The sequence below is a fragment of the Streptomyces sp. TS71-3 genome (assembly GCF_018327685.1).
Classification (GTDB): Bacteria; Actinomycetota; Actinomycetes; order Streptomycetales; family Streptomycetaceae; genus Streptomyces.
On sequence record NZ_BNEL01000001.1, the window covers coordinates 3711320 to 3727335 of the forward strand.

Below are 16016 nucleotides of genomic sequence, written 5' to 3' on the forward strand. Positions count from 1 at the left end.
CGCCGGGTCGGCCGGGAGTCTGCACAGCTGATCGGCTCCGCACTACGGTGACACCCTACGAAGGAGGCACCCCATGCCGATCCTGCAGGACCTGCGCGACGCACTCGCGTCCGGGCAGGTGGAGGTCGTCGATCTCACCGCGCCCCTCACCGCGGACACCCCGACGCTGCGGTTGCCGCCGGAGTTCGGGCAGACCGCGAAGTTCGAGCTGGAGGAGATCAGCAGCTACGACGCGCGGGGTCCTGCCTGGTACTGGAACAACTTCCGTACCGGCGAGCACACCGGTACGCACTTCGACGCGCCCAACCACTGGGTCACCGGCAAGGACGGCGAGGACGTCGCCTCCGTCCCGCCGGGCCGGCTGATAGCGCCCGCGGTGGTGCTCGACTACTCCGCCGAGGTCGCGGAGAACCCCGACTTCCTCCTTGAGATCGAGCACGTCCAGGCGTGGCAGGAGCGGCACGGCCCGCTGCCCGAGGGCGGCTGGCTGCTGTTCCGCACCGGCTGGGACGCCCGCTCGCACGAGCAGGAGGAGTTCCTCAACGCCGACGAGGCCGGGCCGCACACGCCGGGCCTGTCGGTCGCGTGCGCGCGCTGGCTCGCCGAACAGTCGCCGGTGATCGGGCTCGGCGTCGAGACGGTCGGCACCGACGCGGGCGCCGCGGCCGGCTTCGATCCGATGTTCCCGTGCCACACGATGATGCACGGCGCCGGCAAGTACGGGCTGACGCAGTTGCAGAACCTCGCCCGGCTGCCGGCCACCGGCGCCATGGTGGTGACCGGCCCGCTGCGCATCGTCGGCGGCTCGGGCAGCCCGGTGCGGGCCCTGGCCCTCGTGGAGCACTGACGCCATGGACCCCATCGACCCGGCGGCCCCCGTCGCCCCCGGGAACACCGTCGCCGGGGCCGTCGGCAGCACGCTGGCCCGGCTCGGCGTCGACCACGTCTTCGGCGTCGTCGGCTCCGGCAACTTCCACCTGACCAACGCGATGACGGCGGCCGGCGCGAGATTCGTCGCGGCACGGCACGAGTGCGGCGCGGTGGTCATGGCGGACGGGTACACGCGCATGAGCGGGCGCCTCGCCGCGGTGTCCCTGCACCAGGGCCCCGGCCTGACCAACGCCATGACGGGCATCGCCGAGGCGGCCAAGAGCCGCACGCCGCTCGTCGTGCTCGCCGCCGACGTGACGGAGCCGCGGTCCAACTTCCACGTCGACCAGCACGCGCTGGCCACCGCGGTGGGCGCGACGGCGATGCGCGTGACGGCGGCGGAGTCCGCGGTCGACACCACGGTGTCCGCGTACCGCACGGCGGTCACCGAGCGCCGCACCGTGCTGCTCAACCTGCCGCTCGCGGTACAGGAGATGCCGGCGGCCGGACCGGTCGCCCTGCCCGCGCCGCCCGCCGGCGAGCCCTACGCCACGTCCGGCGACGAGCTCGCCGCTCTGGTCGAGGCGTTGCGCAGCGCGGAACGTCCGGTCTTCGTCGCGGGCCGCGGGGCGCGACTGCCGGGCAGCCGTGAAGCGCTCAGCGACCTCGCGGGGGCGTGCGGCGCGCTGCTCGCGACGAGCGCCGTGGCGAAGGGCCTCTTCCACGGCGATCCGTGGTCGCTGGACGTCTCCGGCGGATTCGCCACACCGCTGGCCGCCGAGCTGATCACGGCCGCGGATCTCATCGTCGGCTGGGGCTGCGCGCTGAACATGTGGACGATGCGGCACGGCAGGCTGATCGGCCCGGACGCCACCGTCGCGCAGGTGGACGTCGACAGCCACGCGCTCGGCGCGCACCGCGACATCCACATCGGCGTGCACGGACCGGTCATCGACACCGCACGCGCCGCACTGGAGGCGCTGGGCACCGCGCACACCGGTTACCGCACCGAGGCCGTCCGCGAGCGGATCGCCGCCGAGGGACGCTGGCGCGACGTGCCCCACGACGACGACTCGACGCCCGACCACATCGACCCGCGGGCGCTGTCGGCGGCGCTCGACGAGCTGCTGCCCGCCGAGCGCGTCGTGTCCGTCGACTCCGGGAACTTCATGGGCTACCCGAGCGCGTACCTCTCGGTCCCCGACGAGAACGGGTTCTGCTTCACCCAGGCGTTCCAGTCGATCGGCCTCGGGCTCGCCACCGCGATAGGCGCGGCACTCGCGCAGCCGTCGCGCCTACCGGTGGCCGCGCTCGGGGACGGCGGCGTGCTGATGGGCGCGGCCGAGCTGGAGACCGTGGCACGGCTCGGCATCCCGATGCTCGCCGTGGTGTACGACGACGCCGGGTACGGGGCCGAGGTCCACCACTTCGGCCCGGACGGCCACGACCTGGCGACCGTCCGGTTCCCGGACACCGACATCGCCGCGATAGCGCGCGGCAACGGCTGGGAGGCGGCACAGGTGCGTACCGTGTCCGACCTCGGCGCCGTGGCCACCTGGCTGGCCGGTGACAGGAGCCGGCCCATGCTCGTCGACGCGAAGGTGACGAGCGCGCCGTCGTGGTGGCTGGAGGAGGCGTTCCGCGGCCACTGACGACCAGGGGTGCCCTCGTGGGGCGGCGGATGTCGAGAACGGCATGGCTGCTGCGTCCCAGGGGTGGAAGCGGCCACTGCGGCCCCATCACACCCAGGAGGCCGGCATGACGATCCAGCGGATGGACAACGTCCTCATCGTCGTCGACGACCTGGACGCCGTCATCGCGTTCTTCGTCGAACTCGGCATGGAGCCGGAGGGCAAGGGGCCCGTCGAGGGGCGCTGGGTGGACCGCGTCATCGGGCTGGACGGGGTCCGGCAGGACGTCGCCATGCTGCGGATCCCGAACGGCCAGGGCCGGATCGAGCTGGCGAAGTTCCACACGCCCGAGGCGATCGGTGCCGGGCCCGAGGACGCGCCGGCGAACACGCTGGGCATCCGCCGGGTCATGTTCGCCGTCGACGACATCGAGGACGTCGTCGCCCGCCTGCGGGCCCTCGGCGCGGAACTCGTCGGCGAGGTGGTGCGGTACGAGGACGCCTACCTGCTCTGCTACGTCCGCGGTCCCGAGGGCATCGTCGTCGGACTGGCCGAGGAGCTCAGGTGAAGCCGCCGGTCCCTGCGGGCACCTGAAGGCCCCGGAAGCTTCCCGACGCCGCCTGCCGGGCCCCGGCCCCCGCTCACCGTTCGGCGACCAGGAGGGTCTGCAGGATCCGGCCGCAGTCGCCGGCGGTGTCGTCGAGCTGCCCCAGTGCCAGCCCGGAGCCGGCGGGACTCGCCGCGGTCGCCGAGCGCACGCAGAGCCATTCGCCGACCGGTTCACGGTGCAGGGCGAGCGTGACGTCGGTGTTGATGACGAGCCGCGCCTGGTAGTCGAGCTCGGAGGCGAGCGCCCAGCTGCTGTCGGCGAGGGTGAGCGCGCGGGTCAGCGGCGTGTCCTGCTCGCCCTCCACCAGCGGTATGCGCTGCCTCGCCCATGCCGTGCCGGGGCCGGGCGTGTCGAATCCCTCCCCCGGTTCGTGTCGCCACTCCATGGCCGCGATGTACCCGTCCAGGTAGGCACCGGCCATGGCGGCCGGCGGCTGCTCTCCCGGCAGCGGGGGCGGGCCGGGCTCCGGTCGCAGGCGCGGGGTGTCGTCGGGGCTGGCGATCATCCTCCAGGCCCGGCCCAGCAGCACGAGCTGGCCGCCGGAGGTGATCTCTCCTTCGAGGAGTTCGGCGCGTGAACCGGAGCGCACCGTCCGCACCTCGACCTGAAGGTCGGCCACCGGCACCGGGCGGGGCAGTTCCAAGGTGATGCGGGCGATCCGGAAGCCCGCCCGGGGCGCGTGCCGTTCCATCGCCCGGCCCATCAGCGCCGAGGGCGGTCCCCCGTGCTGCGTCTTCGGACTCCACGGCCCCGCGGTGGCGGGAGCGCTCTCGTACCGGCCGTCCCCGAGAGCACGGTAGAACGCGGCGGACAGCGGTAGGCCGGGGGCGGAGGGGGCCGGTGACGGAGTCGCGGAGGCGTCCGGGGCTGATGTGGGCTTCATGTCACTCCGAGGAGGGCCGGGCCGGGGGTCGGGACGAGTATCGGTGGCGGGCGTGACCCGCTACAAGGGCGTCACCACGTGCCGCGGACCCCGGTCGCGGACCTGGCGGCGGGCCTCGGCGGCGGGCCTCGGCGGCGGGCCTTGGCGGCGGGCCTCGGCGGCGGGCCTTGGCGGCAGGTCCCGGCGGCGGATCCCTCCGACGTGCCCTGGCGGAGTGTCCGCCGGGGCACGCCGCACCCTTCAGCCCTTGGGTTCCGCGAGGGCGTCGGCCGCGACGTCGTCCGCGCCGGTCATAGGTGCCGGAGCCGGAGCCGGAGCCGGTGCCGGTGCCGGTGCCGGAGCGTCACGGAACGGGAAGTGCCGCTCGGGATCGTAGGCGGGAGGGGGCTGGTAGACGTTCACACCCGGCTCTCCGCGGAGCAGGAACGCGCTGGGATAGGGCTGCTCGTCGTCGGTGATCCGGGTCGAGGTCGGGATGTAGCGGATGGTCAGCCCGCAGCGCCGGTTCGGGGAGGTGTTCGCCTTGCTGCCGTGCACGATGTTCGGGTGGTGCACCTCGACGTCGCCGGGGCGCAGCACCATGTCGACGGCCTGGGACTCGTCGATCTCCGCGACCGTCTCCGCCCCCAGCACGTTGTCGACCTCGGTGTTCTCGCGGATCGCGGCGAGGTCCATGGTGTGGCTGCCGGGGAGCAGCCGGACGCAGCCGTTCTCCGGCGTGGAGTGGTCGACGGCCAGCCACAGGGTGACCACCCGCATCGGCTCCAGTGGCCAGAACGCGCCGTCCTGGTGCCAGAGCACGGGCTGACCCGAGAACGGCGGCTTGCTGATGTAGTGCGAGGCGAACAGGGCGACGTCCGGGCCGACGAACAGCTCGGCGATGTCGAGGAGTCTCGGGTCGCCGATCAGGCGGACCCAGAACGGGTCGTCCCGCAGGAACATGTGCCCCAACTGCTCCGGCCGCACCTCGGGGTGCTGCCGGCCCAGCCAGGCGACGTGGTCGGCCGCCTCGGCGACGAGGTCCTGGTCGATCACGTCGCGGAAGACGACGTATCCGTCCCGCTCGTACTGCTCCAGTGCGGAGGGTGGATCGGGGGTGAGGGTCATGGCGGCTCCCGGGTCTCGGCGCCCCGCGGCCGCGCTCCAGCCGCATGGCGCGACTTGACTTCCGGCGACACTGTGCCAGCGGGCGGGGCTGTTCAGATAGCACTGCCACGACGTCGACTTGTACTCTGTTGACATGCTGGTGCCCGAGGAGCGCTTCGAGACGTACGCTCGCGGCCGTCCGTACCACGCCGCGCTGGTGGACCTGCGCGGGGACTCCCTCCCGCACGGCCACCACGACTACTACGAGGTGATGGTCGTGGCCGAGGGGGAGGGCGAGCAGCGGCTGGCCACCGGCACCCAGCGGCTGGAGCGCGGTGACGTCGTCCTGGTGCGCCCGGGTGACCAGCACGGGCTGAGCGGCGCCGAGCCGGACGGCATGCGCTTCTTCAACATCGCCTTCCCCGCCACCACCTGGCACGGTTTCACCGCGCTGGCCGCCCTGGCCGGCGCGGGCGGTTGGGACGCCGCTCCGCTGCCGCCGCTCAACACCGCGGCCCCTCAGGCGGTGGCGGTCGAGGCGTGCCGCCTCGCGCTGGAGCGCTTCCACGAGGCGCCGACGACGCTGGACCTGGTCCGGTTCTGGACCGAGATGGTCCCGCTGCTGCCCGAGGCCGCCCCCGCCCCCTCCGGTGCGCCCGGCTGGCTGGTCGCCACGTGCGCGGCGATGCGCGAGGAGGAGCACCTGCGGGCCGGACTGCCCCGGATGCTGGCGCTGGCGCACGTCAGCCCCGCGCATCTGTCCCGCACGATGCGGCGGCACCTTCGCACCACGCCGACCGCGTTCCTGGGCGAACTGCGCCTGCGCCACGCGGCCACCCTGCTCGCCACGACGGAGGCGCCGGTCACCGAGATCGCCGAGCGCTGCGGGTTCGGCAGCGCGTCGTACTTCACCCGCTGCTTCCACCGGACGCACCAGGTCGCGCCACGGGACTTCCGGTACCAGACGCGGCGCGCCTTCGTGCCCTGAGCCCGAGGCCCGGACGAAGCGCCCTGGCCGTGCCGTGCAGCTGGTCGTGCAGGCGTGCCGTGTACCTGGCGTCCCGTCAGCCAGTCGTGCAGGCCTGCCGCTAGCCGTGCAGGCGCGCCGCCGCACGGCAGCTCGCGGTGCCGTGGCAGTGCTCCAGCGCCATGAGCGTGGCGTGCAACGAGGCCCGGCGGGACGGCGACATGGAGGGCGCGAGGTTTCTCAACTCGTCCGGGTCCGAGGACGTGTCGTAGTACTCCCGTTCCCCGTCGGCGTACTCGACGTACAGGGCGTCGGCCGTCCTCAGCGCCTCGTAGGTCGGCGGGTCGCCGCTGTCCTCCGGGACCGCGTCGGGATCGTCCTTCCTGGACGCCGGGTGGTGGTGCTCGACGAGCACGGCCTGCCGCCAGTCGCCGGGCTGCCGTCCGCCGTGCAGGAGGTCCACCAGGCTGCGCCCGTCCACGGTGGACGGCGGCCGCGCGCCGGCGAGGCCCTGGAAGGTCGGGTTGAGGTCGATGTTCTCCGTGAGCGCCGTGACACGCCTGCCCGCGGGGATCCCGGGGCCCGTGGCGATCAGCGGGACCTTGATGTCCGTGTCGTAGGCGGTCTGCTTGCCCGCGCGGAGCCGGTGCTCGCCGAGGTGGAAGCCGTTGTCGGAGCTGAAGACGATGTCCGTGTCGTCCGCCAGCCCCTTCGCCTTCAGCTCGTCCTGCAGCCGGCCGATCATCTCGTCCACCGACTGCACGGAGCGCACGCGCTTCGCGAACTGGCGGTCGATCCTCCGGTCGTCCTGCGCGGTCAGCGGCGTGATCTTCTTCTGCCAGGCGGGCGTGGGCTCGGAAGGGCGGCCGTACGCGGCGCTCCGGGGCGCCTTGACGCCGGGGAAGCTGCCCGCGTCGCGCGGTGCGGGGGTGGCGGGCGCGTGCGGCGCGAACGTCGCCACCTCCAGCATGAAGGGCTTCTTCGCCTGCGCCGATGAGTCGACGAACGACGTGGCCTTGCCGGACAGGACGTCGGTCAGGTAGTCCTGCGGGCCGTGCCCGTAGTGCACCACCTTGCCGTTCTCGTTCAGGTTGTAGTCGAACTCCGGGTAGCCGTTGCCCGCGGCGTCCCACTCGTCCCAGCCCGGCGGGACGCCCTGCCGCGAGCTGCCGTTCCTGTCGGCGGGCTGGTAGCCGTTGATGTACTTGCCCATGAAACCGGTGCGGTAGCCGGCCTTCCGCAGGGCCGGTGCGAAGCATTTCCTCTCGTTGCCGTTCCTCAGGAAGGCGCCGTATCCGCCGTCGTCGCCGCTGTTGGTGAAGACGCCCGTGTCGTGCGGGTACTCGCCGGTGAAGATGGACGTGCGGGAGGGGCAGCAGAGCGAGTCGGTCACGTGGTGGTTCGAGAAGGTGGTGCCGGCCTTCTGCATCTGCCGGACGTGCGGCATGTAGCGGATCAGGTTCCACGAGAGGTCGTCGGTCAGCACGAACACGATGTTGGGCCTGCCCGCGCTCGCCGTGCCGGACGGCGCCGGCGCGGGGGAGGACGGCGTGTCCGTCCCGTCGCCGCCGCCCGCCGTGCACGAGGTGAGGGCGGCGATCGCGAGGAGGGCGGACACGAGGGCCAGGGCCCCGCGCAGGTGACTGGTGCCGGGCATGAACGGTGCCTCCACGAACGGTCGGTCGTCGGCGGGTGGGTCTCGCACGGCTCGGGCGCTCGCCGCACCACCGGGACACTCCAACTTAGGGGTCCTTGCACTATGAGCGTCCGATAGGGCGCGTGGTCTGGTGCTGGGGGCACTCCCCCACTGCCCTGAACGGGCGTGGGAGGTACCCCCACCCACGTCTTTCAGGCTGTGGGGGAGCATCGCAAGGCGCCGGAGAGTCCTTGATGGGGGTCCCCCCGGTCCCCCCGCGCGAGCGAAGCCGAGAGTGGGGGAGGAGCTACCAGGGCTTTTCGGCAACGCGGCGAGGTGCGGTGCCAGGCCGCGCGAGCCGGGCGGGCATAGTGCAAGGACCCCTTAGGCCGTCTCCCCGGCCCTGAGCGGTGCGACCCGCCGGTGGCCCCCGTCAGCCGGAGGACCCGCTCCCGGGCAACTCGGCCGCGATACGCCGGGCCGTTCTCCAGGTTGCCCCCACGACCGCGTCCGACACGTCGGCGGCGCCGGGCAGCATGACCCAGACGGCTCCCACGTCGCGGGCGGAGATCCGCAGGGGCGCCGCGACGCAGGTCACGCGGGGATCGGCGTGGCCGAGGTCGAGGACGGGGCGCAGGTCGCCCCGGTGGGCCCGGTGGTGGGCCCGAACCGATGCGACGCGGGAGACGTCCAGTCCCAGGGGGGCGAGTTCGTCCGGGTGCAGGGCCATGCCGGGACGGGGCTCGGGTCCCTTGAGCGGTCGGACGCTCGGCAGGACGTCGAGGACCAGCCCGTGGCCCGCGGTCTCGACGCTGATGGCGACGAGGGCGCCGGAGGCCCTGGCGAGGTCCAGCAGGGGACGCCGGGCGACGTGGCGCAGCCCGGGCTCCCCGGGCTCGGCGAACGGGCCGGAGCCCAGCTCGACCAGGAGCGGGCCGATGCTCCAGCGGCCCTCCGTACGCCGTACGGCATCCACGGCCTGGAGCTGGCAGAGCAGGCGGTGGACGGTGGTACGGGGGAGGCCGCAAGCGCGCTGGAGGTCGCTGACCCGTGACGGCCCCCGCTCGCGCAGGGACCGCAGCACCGTGAAGGCGGCGCCGATGACGGACCGCGCGTCGTCGTCGGCAGGAGGTCCCTCGGCAGGCGCTCCCTCGGCAGGCACGCGCCCGCTCCTCTCGTGCATGCCCGAGCAACCCGGGCCCGGCGTTCCGTATTCCCGGAGATCGCAGGTGCGCATGCGCGGTGGACGGAGTCGGCCGTCGCCCCGCCGCCGTCACCCACCTGCCGGCCGGCTTTCGACGCGGGTGACCGCCCAGTGGTCACCGGCCCGCCACTGGGCCTGTGCTCCGCCTAGCATCCGCGACTATGAAGGATCTTCCCGCAGAAGCGGACGTGGTGTTCATCGGCGCAGGTCACAACGCTCTGGTCGCTGCCGCCTACCTACTTGGGGCCGGACGGAGCGTGTGCCTGATCGACCGGATGGACCAGCCGGGCGGTTGGGTACGGACGGAGGAGCTGGGCGCGCCCGGCTACCTCCACGACCGCTGGTCGGCCCTGCACCCCGCCCTCTTCGGCGGCCCGGTCTGGGCCGAGCTGGGCCCGGATCTGCGCCGGCACGGCCTGGAGTACACGGTGGCGCCGCTGGCCACCGGCTCCTCCCTCCCGGACGGCCGCACGGCGCTCGCCCCCGTCGACCCGGAAGCTCTCGCCGCGGAACTCGACCGGCTCGGGGAGTCCTCCGGCTGGGGCGGTCTCTTCTCCGCCGTGGGCCCCTATCTCCCGGCCGTGTTCGGCCTGCTCAACGACGGCCTGGACGGTCCCGACGCGGGGACCGCGCTCGCCGGGCTGAGCAGCGGGAGCCGGCAGAGCACGGTGCCGTTCGAGCGCCTCCTCACGGGCAGCGCGCTGGATCTGGTGCGGGACCACTTCAGGACCGAGGAGATGCGTTGCCTCGCACTGCCGTGGCCGCTGCACCTGGGCGCGGGCCCCGAGGCCCCCGCGAGCGCCCTGTGGGCGGTGGTGGCCCTGGCCACCTTCGCGATCGGCAACCCCACGCCGGTGGGCGGGTCCGGCCGGCTCGCCGAGGCGCTGGCCGCCCTGGTCGCCGAGCGCGGCGGCAGCGTCCACGTCGGTGTCGACGTGGACGAGATCCTCGTGCGCGACGGCAGCGCCGCCGGCGTGCGGACCTCCGACGGGGCGACGGTCATGGCGAGGGAGGCGGTCGTCGCGTCCACGACCCCGGACCTCCTGTACGGCCGCCTGCTGCGGGACGCGCCGGGCATCTCCGCCGGGGTGCGCGGCCAGGCCGGGGCCTACCAGTACCGGCGCGGCTGCTTCCAGGTCAATCTGGCCCTGTCCGCCCGGCCCCGCTTCACCGACAGCCGGCTCGACCAGGGCGGTGCGATCAACCTGGGGCGTGGCGTGGACGCGCTGGTGACGTCCGTCCGGCAGGCCGAGGCCGGCGTGCTGCCGGTGTATCCGTCCGTCTCCTGGCACGAGCCCACCGCCGTCGACCCCACCCGCGCTCCGGAGGGGCACGCCGTGGTGCGGCTCCAGGCGCTCGACGTACCGCACAGCCCGTCCGCGGACGCCGCGGGAACGTCCTACGGGACCGCCGGATGGGACGCCGCCACGGCCGAGGCGTTCGCGGACCGGCTCGTCGCCGAGGCCGAGCTGCACGCGCCGGGTCTCGCCGGCCTCGTCGTGGAGCGCCACATCACCACGCCCGCCGATCTCGCGCGGCAGAACCCCAACGCCGGGCCCGGCGATCACGCTCAGGGGGACAACTCCCTGGTCCAGGCGTTCAGCCGGCGGCCCATCGCGGCCCACCGCGGGGGATACGGCACCGCCGTCCCCGGCCTGTGGCAGATCGGCGGGGCGACCTGGCCGGGCCCCGGTGTCAGCGGCGGCTCCGGGCGCAACCTCGCCCGCGCCCTCACGGACGACAAGCCCGCGTCGTAACTCGGTCGCCGCGTCGCAACCCGGGCCGCCGCGCCGCCGCCTGCCGCCTGGCGGCACCGGCCTCCGACCGGCGGACCGGACCTCAGCCGAGTTGCTCGTAGGCGTCGATCGCGGCGACCTTCTCCGCCGAGGCCGACGAGCTGTCGAAGTGCAGGCCGAGCCAGTCGTCGAGGAAGCTGCGGGCGAGTTCCAGGCCGATGACGCGCTGGCCGAGGCAGAGCACCTGGGCGTTGTTGCTGAGTACGGAGCGGCGCACCGAGTAGGTGTCGTGGGCGGTGACGGCCCGGATGCCGGGGACCTTGTTGGCGCTGATGGCCACGCCGAGGCCGGTGCCGCAGACGAGCAGGGCGCGGTCGGCCGCTCCCTCGGCCACCAGCCGGGCGGCCTTGACGGCGACGTGCGGGTAGGCGGTGTGCTCGTCGGGGCGCACGCCGACGTCCAGGACCTCGCACACCCGGGGATCGTTCTCCAGGTCGCGCTTGAGGGCTTCCTTGTAGTCGAGACCGGCGTCGTCGCTGCCGACCACGACGCGTAGGGGAGTGGCGGATGGTGCGGTCATCAGTGGGTCCTCACGGGTCGGGGGAGGGCCGCCGGCCCGGAGTCAGGTCCGCGGCAGGGCTCCGAGCACGAGGGCGAGCGAGACCGCGCCGGGGTCGGGGCTGCCGATGCTGCGGTCGGCCAGCGGGCGTGCGCGTCCCAGCCGCGGCCGGAGATCGGCGGTGGCGTCGGCGGCGGACCGGGCGTCCTCGCCGGCGCCTGCGAACGCTTCGGTGAGGGGCGCACCGGCGTCCACCCGGTCGCCGAACGAGGTCACGAACGGCTGCAACGCGTCGACCAGCGTCTTGTCACCGAGGCGGGCGCCGCCGAGCGCGGTCACCGACTCCAGGGCGGACGTCGCGGCGGTCACCAGCTCCGCGGGGACGGGGGCACGGTCGGCGGGCAGGCGTGAGCCCAGCGCCCGCAGCGCCGCACCCCACAGGGCGCCCGACGTGCCGCCCGCCTGGGCGGCCCAGGCGTCGCCCGCCGCGGCCAGGACCGCCGCCGGACAGGCGCGTTCCTCATGGGACCGCGCCGCGGCGGCGAGGGCACCGGTGACGCCCTTGCACATCCCCCGTCCGTGGTCGCCGTCTCCGGCGACGGCGTCCAGCCGTCCCAGGATCTCCTGGTGTCCGTGCAGGACGTCATGGGCGGCCTGGAGGGCTCGCACCGCGTAGGCGGAGACCTCGGACGCGCCGCCGGCGGCCCCTGCCGCGGGGGCCTCGGCGGGAGCGGAGGCGTCGGACCGGGCGGCAGGGACCGGTAGGGCCGCGTGGTCCGCGGCGCTGGGGCCGGAGCCCTCCGCAGCGTGGCGGTGGGAGCGCGCCGTGCCGTTGCGGTCGGAGCGCGCCGTCGCGTGCGGCACCGGGGCGGTGGCGACCGCCGCGTTCGGGGCCGGCGCACCCACCGTCCCCCTGCGGTAGGCCGGGGTGTCGGCCGGAGCGAGCCAGAGCCGTTCCAGTTCCTCGTCCAGCCAGCTCACGGTGAGCGAGCAGCCCGCCATGTCGAGGCTGGTGACCAGCTCGCCGACCTCCGGCCTGACGAGTTCGAGGCCCGCTTCGGACAGGAGCCGCGAGACGGAGGCCCACAGGACGTACAGCTCCTCGTACTTGGTGGCGCCCAGGCCGTTGAGGAGGACGGCGACCCGCGGTCCCGCGCCGTCCGGGCGCTCCGCCAGCACCGAGCCGGCCAGGGTGCGGGCGAGGTCGTCGGCGCCGGTCAGCTCGGTCTCGCTCACCCCCGGTTCCCCGTGGACCCCGAGTCCGAGGCCGAGCGCCCCGGCGCGCACGGTGAACAGCGGCTCGGCCTGGCCCGGCAGGGTGCAGCCGTCGAAGGCCACGCCGAGCGTGCGGGTACGGGCGTTGGCGTGCGCGGCGATCCGCTGGACCTCGGCGAGCGAGGCGCCCTCCTCGGCGGCGGCGGACGCCGTCTTGAAGACCACGAACCCGCCCGCTATGCCGCGCCGTTTCGCCGCGTCGTCGGCCGGGGCGCTGGCGACGTCGTCCGTGACGGCGAAGCACCGTGCGGGAACGCCGTCAGCGGTCAGCCGGTCGGCGGCGAGGCCGAAGTTCATCACGTCTCCGGCGTAGTTGCCGAAGAGGAAGAGGACGCCGCCGCCGGTCTCGGCCGCCGTCCCCACCGAGTGTGCCCGCGCGGCGGACGGCGAGGTGAAGACGTCGCCGATCACCGACCCGTCGGCGAAGCCCGGTCCGACCACGCCGCAGAACGCGGGGTAGTGCCCGCTGCCGCCGCCGGTCAGCACGGCGACCTTGCCCTCGGGCGGGCGCACCGCGCGGACCACACCGCCCGGGACCGCCCGTACGTGCTCGGGGTGCGCCGCGGCGAATCCGGTCACCATGTCCTCGGCGAACCGGGAGGGGTCGTTGTACAGCCGGGTCATGGCGACCTCCTGCGGTCTGGGCGTGGGCGGCACGGAGCAGCGGTTGCGGCTGATGCGCGGGCGGGTCCGGGATGCTCATGACCAGCCCTCGCGGGCGGTCGCCAGGGTGCGGCGCTAGTCCGCGTAGCCCTGCTCGTAGTACGCCGCCGAGGACGGCTCGGCGGTCACGGTGCGGCGGGCGGCGCGCCACCGTTCGGCGTCGGCAGGCTCGCCCAGGGAGTCCCAGGCGACCTGCGCGGCACCGAGAATGCCCGCGTCCGCGTCGCAGACCACCAGGTCGGTGCCGAGGACCCCGGCGAAAACCTGGGCCCACTCTGCCGACCTGGTCCCGCCTCCGCATGCGGTGACGGTCCCGGTGACGCCCAGCGTCTCCATGCAGTGGCGTGCCGAGTAGGCGACGGACTCGCACAGCGCGCGCACCAGATCGGCGCGTGACGTCAGCGGGGAGAGCCCGTCGAAACGGCCGCGGGCCCGGGCGTCGACGAAGGGGGCCGCTCGCCGCTCGCCGAGAGGAAGGGCAGCGCCGTCACGCCCCCGGCGCCCAGCGGCGACCGGGCCAGCAGCGCGTCCAGCTCCCGGACTTCGAGGTCGAACATCCGCAGCAGCCAGTCCAGGCCGGCCGTGCCCATCATGGCGGGCATCACCTTCAGGTACCGCTCCGGGTACGGCGTCGCCAGCAGCATGCCGGCGGGGTCGCCGCCCGCGACCGGCGCCGCCTCCTCGCAGAGCACCTGGCTGGCGAGGGTGGTGCCGATGATGAGGTTGCCGTCGCCGGGGCGCGTGATGCCGGAGCCGAAGCCGCAGGCCGGGATGTCGAACGGCCCGGTGGAGACGGGCAGCCCGGCGGGCAGCCCGAGGAAGCCGGCGACGTCGGCGCGGAGTTCGAGCAGCGCTCCGGGCGACGCGGGCTCGGCCAGCAGGGCGCGGTGCTCGGAGAGCCCGCACAGGTCGAGTGCCTCGTCGTCGTAGGTGCGGGAGACGACGTCCAGGAACGGCTGGGACGCGTCGGAGGCGTCCACCCACGACTGGCCCGTGAACCGCTGGGCGATGGCGTCCACGCAGTAGCCGGCCACGGTGGCCGCGGACAGCCGCTCCGGCTCGTGCGTGGCGACGTGGGCCAGCAGCGGGGCCGCCGAGCCGGGGAACAACCCCGCACCGGTGCGCCGGTGGACGCCGAGTGCCACGCCGTCCGCCGTCCAGGTGTCCACGACCTCCGCGGCGCGGCCGTCCATCCAGGAGATGGCCCTGCCCACGCCGTTCCCGTCGGCGTCGCGCAGCCACAGCCCGTCGCCCTGCCCCGTGATGGCCAGGGCGTCCACGCTCTCACCGAGGCGCCGTGCATCGCCGGCCGCGGCCCGGACGACGGTGACGACCGTGTCGATGACCTCGTCCAGATCCTGCTCGACACGGTTGCCGGGCAGGGTGTGGACGGTGCTGCGGGACTGGTGGGCCGGTGTGGTGCGGCCGTCCTGGCCGACCAGCTGGGCCTTGGTGACCGAGGTGCCGACGTCGACGCCGATGATCATCGCGAGGCACCCTTCGTCCGCACGTCCTTCGTCCGCACGTCCTTCGTCCGCACGTCGGGGTTGGCCACCCAGCGCAGCGGTTCGCCACGCAGGTGGCGGGCGGCTTCACCGGCGCTCATGCGCGCCGCGCGGTGTGCCGTCTGGCGGGTGGCGCCGGCCAGGTGGGGCGTGGTGACGACGTTGGGGGCGCTCAGCAGCGGCCAGTTCGACGGCGGCGGTTCGATGTCGTACACGTCGAGGGCGAGCGCGCCGAGCCGGCCGGATTCGAGCAGCTCCGGCAGCGGCGCGTAGTCGAGCAGGCCGCTGCGGGCGGAGTTGACCAGCACGGCTCCCGGGGGCAGCAACCGCAGGTTGTCCGCGTTGACGAGGTGGTGCGTCTCGGCGGTGAGCCGGGCGTGCAGGCTCACCACCGGGCTGCGGCGCATCAGCTCGTCCAGGGCGACCGGCTCGACGCCGTCGGCGGCGGCCTTCGCCGGGTCGGTGTACGGGTCGGCGACGAGGACGCGAGCGCCGAACGCCCGCAGCACCCGGGCGACGAGGGAGCCGATGGCGCCGTAGCCGACGAGCCCGACCGTGGTGCCGTCGAGTTCGATGCCAGGACTCCGCTCGCCGGGAGGTGCGCTCAGGCCGGACGGGGCGCGAGTGCCGCGAGGAGTTCCCGCGCCTGCCGGCCCGCCTCCTCCTCCGCGGCCGCCCGGGACTTCTCGGCCAGGTCGACCAGCGACGACATGGCGGGTGTCGCGGCGGCCATCGTGAGCTCCGGGACCACGAACCGGACGTCGAGGCCGAGCAGGTCCCCCATGAGCGACCTGAGGAAGGGGACGACGTGGTCTCTGCCCTCGTTGGGGGTGCCGGGGCCGTAGCCGCCGCCGCGACTGGAGATCACCACGGCCCGCTTTCCCGCCGGCTCGCCCGGGACCATGGTCCGGCCGACGATCGTGATCTGGTCGAGCCACGCCTTGAACGCCGAGGGCACGCCGAGGTTGTACATGGGCACGGTGAAGAGGTAGGCCGCCGCGTCGAGGAACTCGGTGACGAGTTCCTCCTGTATCGCCGCCGCGTCACGCTCCTCGCTCGTGAGCGCGTGGGCACCGGTGGTGCGCGCCGAGATCCCCACCTCCGAGAGGTGGGGGACGGGGGTGGCGGCCAGGTCCCGGTGGATCACGGGCAGGGCGCGACCGTCGAGACTCCAGGTGTCGAGGAAGGACGTGCCGACAGCGCGGGAGACAGAGCCCTTGTGCTGGGAGGACGAGTCGATGTGCAGGAGGTAGGACATGAGAGGTCTCCGGATTGCAGGCAGGGGAGAGCACGCGGAACACCGCGGCTCGCACAGTGGTTACCTTTTGTGCGTGACCCAGCCTGCAATACTTCGCGAAGCCTTACAAAAGGCACATATATGTCACTAAGGA

The 16016-nt window shown here is 74.0% G+C and carries 12 protein-coding genes and 2 pseudogenes; 5 read left to right on the forward strand and 9 right to left on the reverse strand.

The annotated features are described in order from the left end of the window. The first annotated feature begins 73 nt into the window (after positions 1 to 73). The 3 genes from Sm713_RS15010 to Sm713_RS15020 all read left to right on the forward strand — a co-directional run bounded on the left by Sm713_RS15010 (position 74) and on the right by Sm713_RS15020 (position 3069). Positions 74 to 847, forward strand: a complete 774-nt coding sequence (locus Sm713_RS15010) for a cyclase family protein (RefSeq protein ID WP_212910121.1) — start codon at positions 74 to 76, stop codon at positions 845 to 847. A 4-nt stretch (positions 848 to 851) separates the two neighbouring features. Continuing rightward, positions 852 to 2522 (forward strand): thiamine pyrophosphate-binding protein, encoded by a 1671-nt coding sequence (locus tag Sm713_RS15015; protein ID WP_212910122.1) that lies wholly within the window; start codon positions 852 to 854, stop codon positions 2520 to 2522. A 106-nt stretch (positions 2523 to 2628) separates the two neighbouring features. Beyond that, complete coding sequence (locus Sm713_RS15020; RefSeq protein WP_212910123.1) at positions 2629 to 3069, forward strand: VOC family protein; 441 nt, start codon at positions 2629 to 2631, stop codon at positions 3067 to 3069. A gap of 73 nt (positions 3070 to 3142) precedes the next feature. On the opposite strand, the gene Sm713_RS15025 is transcribed toward Sm713_RS15020, so the two are convergent. Together Sm713_RS15025 and Sm713_RS15030 are read right to left on the reverse strand one after the other, a co-directional pair. Continuing rightward, a complete protein-coding gene (locus Sm713_RS15025) occupies positions 3143 to 3994 on the reverse strand; it encodes a thioesterase family protein (RefSeq protein WP_212910124.1) in 852 nt (283 codons plus the stop codon). Between the two features lie 240 nt (positions 3995 to 4234). Further along, positions 4235 to 5101, reverse strand: coding sequence for a phytanoyl-CoA dioxygenase family protein (locus tag Sm713_RS15030; protein ID WP_212910125.1), 867 nt, complete (start codon positions 5099 to 5101; stop codon positions 4235 to 4237). Positions 5102 to 5234: 133 nt separating this feature from the next. Between Sm713_RS15030 and Sm713_RS15035 the strand changes: the two genes are divergently transcribed. After that, positions 5235 to 6068, forward strand: coding sequence for an AraC family transcriptional regulator (locus Sm713_RS15035; protein WP_249416300.1), 834 nt, complete (start codon positions 5235 to 5237; stop codon positions 6066 to 6068). Between the two features lie 100 nt (positions 6069 to 6168). On the opposite strand, the gene Sm713_RS15040 is transcribed toward Sm713_RS15035, so the two are convergent. Continuing rightward, the gene (locus tag Sm713_RS15040) at positions 6169 to 7704 is read right to left on the reverse strand and encodes a sulfatase (protein WP_212910126.1); all 1536 of its coding nucleotides are present in this window, start codon (positions 7702 to 7704) and stop codon (positions 6169 to 6171) included. A gap of 412 nt (positions 7705 to 8116) precedes the next feature. Continuing rightward, complete coding sequence (locus Sm713_RS15045; protein ID WP_212910127.1) at positions 8117 to 8845, reverse strand: helix-turn-helix domain-containing protein; 729 nt, start codon at positions 8843 to 8845, stop codon at positions 8117 to 8119. 203 nt (positions 8846 to 9048) lie between these two features. Between Sm713_RS15045 and Sm713_RS15050 the strand changes: the two genes are divergently transcribed. Continuing rightward, positions 9049 to 10644 carry an NAD(P)/FAD-dependent oxidoreductase gene (locus Sm713_RS15050; RefSeq protein ID WP_212910128.1) on the forward strand — a complete coding sequence of 532 codons (1596 nt, stop codon included), beginning with the start codon at positions 9049 to 9051 and terminating at the stop codon, positions 10642 to 10644. 82 nt (positions 10645 to 10726) lie between these two features. Here Sm713_RS15050 and Sm713_RS15055 read toward each other — a convergent pair whose 3' ends face one another. From Sm713_RS15055 to Sm713_RS15075, 5 genes and pseudogenes are all read right to left on the reverse strand, one after another. After that, entirely contained in the window at positions 10727 to 11203 is a 477-nt protein-coding gene (locus Sm713_RS15055) for a ribose-5-phosphate isomerase (RefSeq protein WP_212910129.1), read from the reverse strand. A 42-nt stretch (positions 11204 to 11245) separates the two neighbouring features. Beyond that, complete coding sequence (locus Sm713_RS15060; RefSeq protein ID WP_212910130.1) at positions 11246 to 13081, reverse strand: dihydroxyacetone kinase family protein; 1836 nt, start codon at positions 13079 to 13081, stop codon at positions 11246 to 11248. A 114-nt stretch (positions 13082 to 13195) separates the two neighbouring features. After that, a pseudogene (locus Sm713_RS15065) lies at positions 13196 to 14607 on the reverse strand (FGGY family carbohydrate kinase). Continuing rightward, positions 14604 to 15203: pseudogene (locus tag Sm713_RS15070) on the reverse strand (NAD(P)-dependent oxidoreductase); the annotation flags it as partial. The pseudogenes Sm713_RS15070 and Sm713_RS15065, both read right to left, overlap by 4 nt. 26 nt (positions 15204 to 15229) lie before the next feature. Beyond that, positions 15230 to 15883 carry an FMN-dependent NADH-azoreductase gene (locus Sm713_RS15075; RefSeq protein WP_212910131.1) on the reverse strand — a complete coding sequence of 218 codons (654 nt, stop codon included), beginning with the start codon at positions 15881 to 15883 and terminating at the stop codon, positions 15230 to 15232. Between the last annotated feature and the right edge of the window lie 133 nt (positions 15884 to 16016).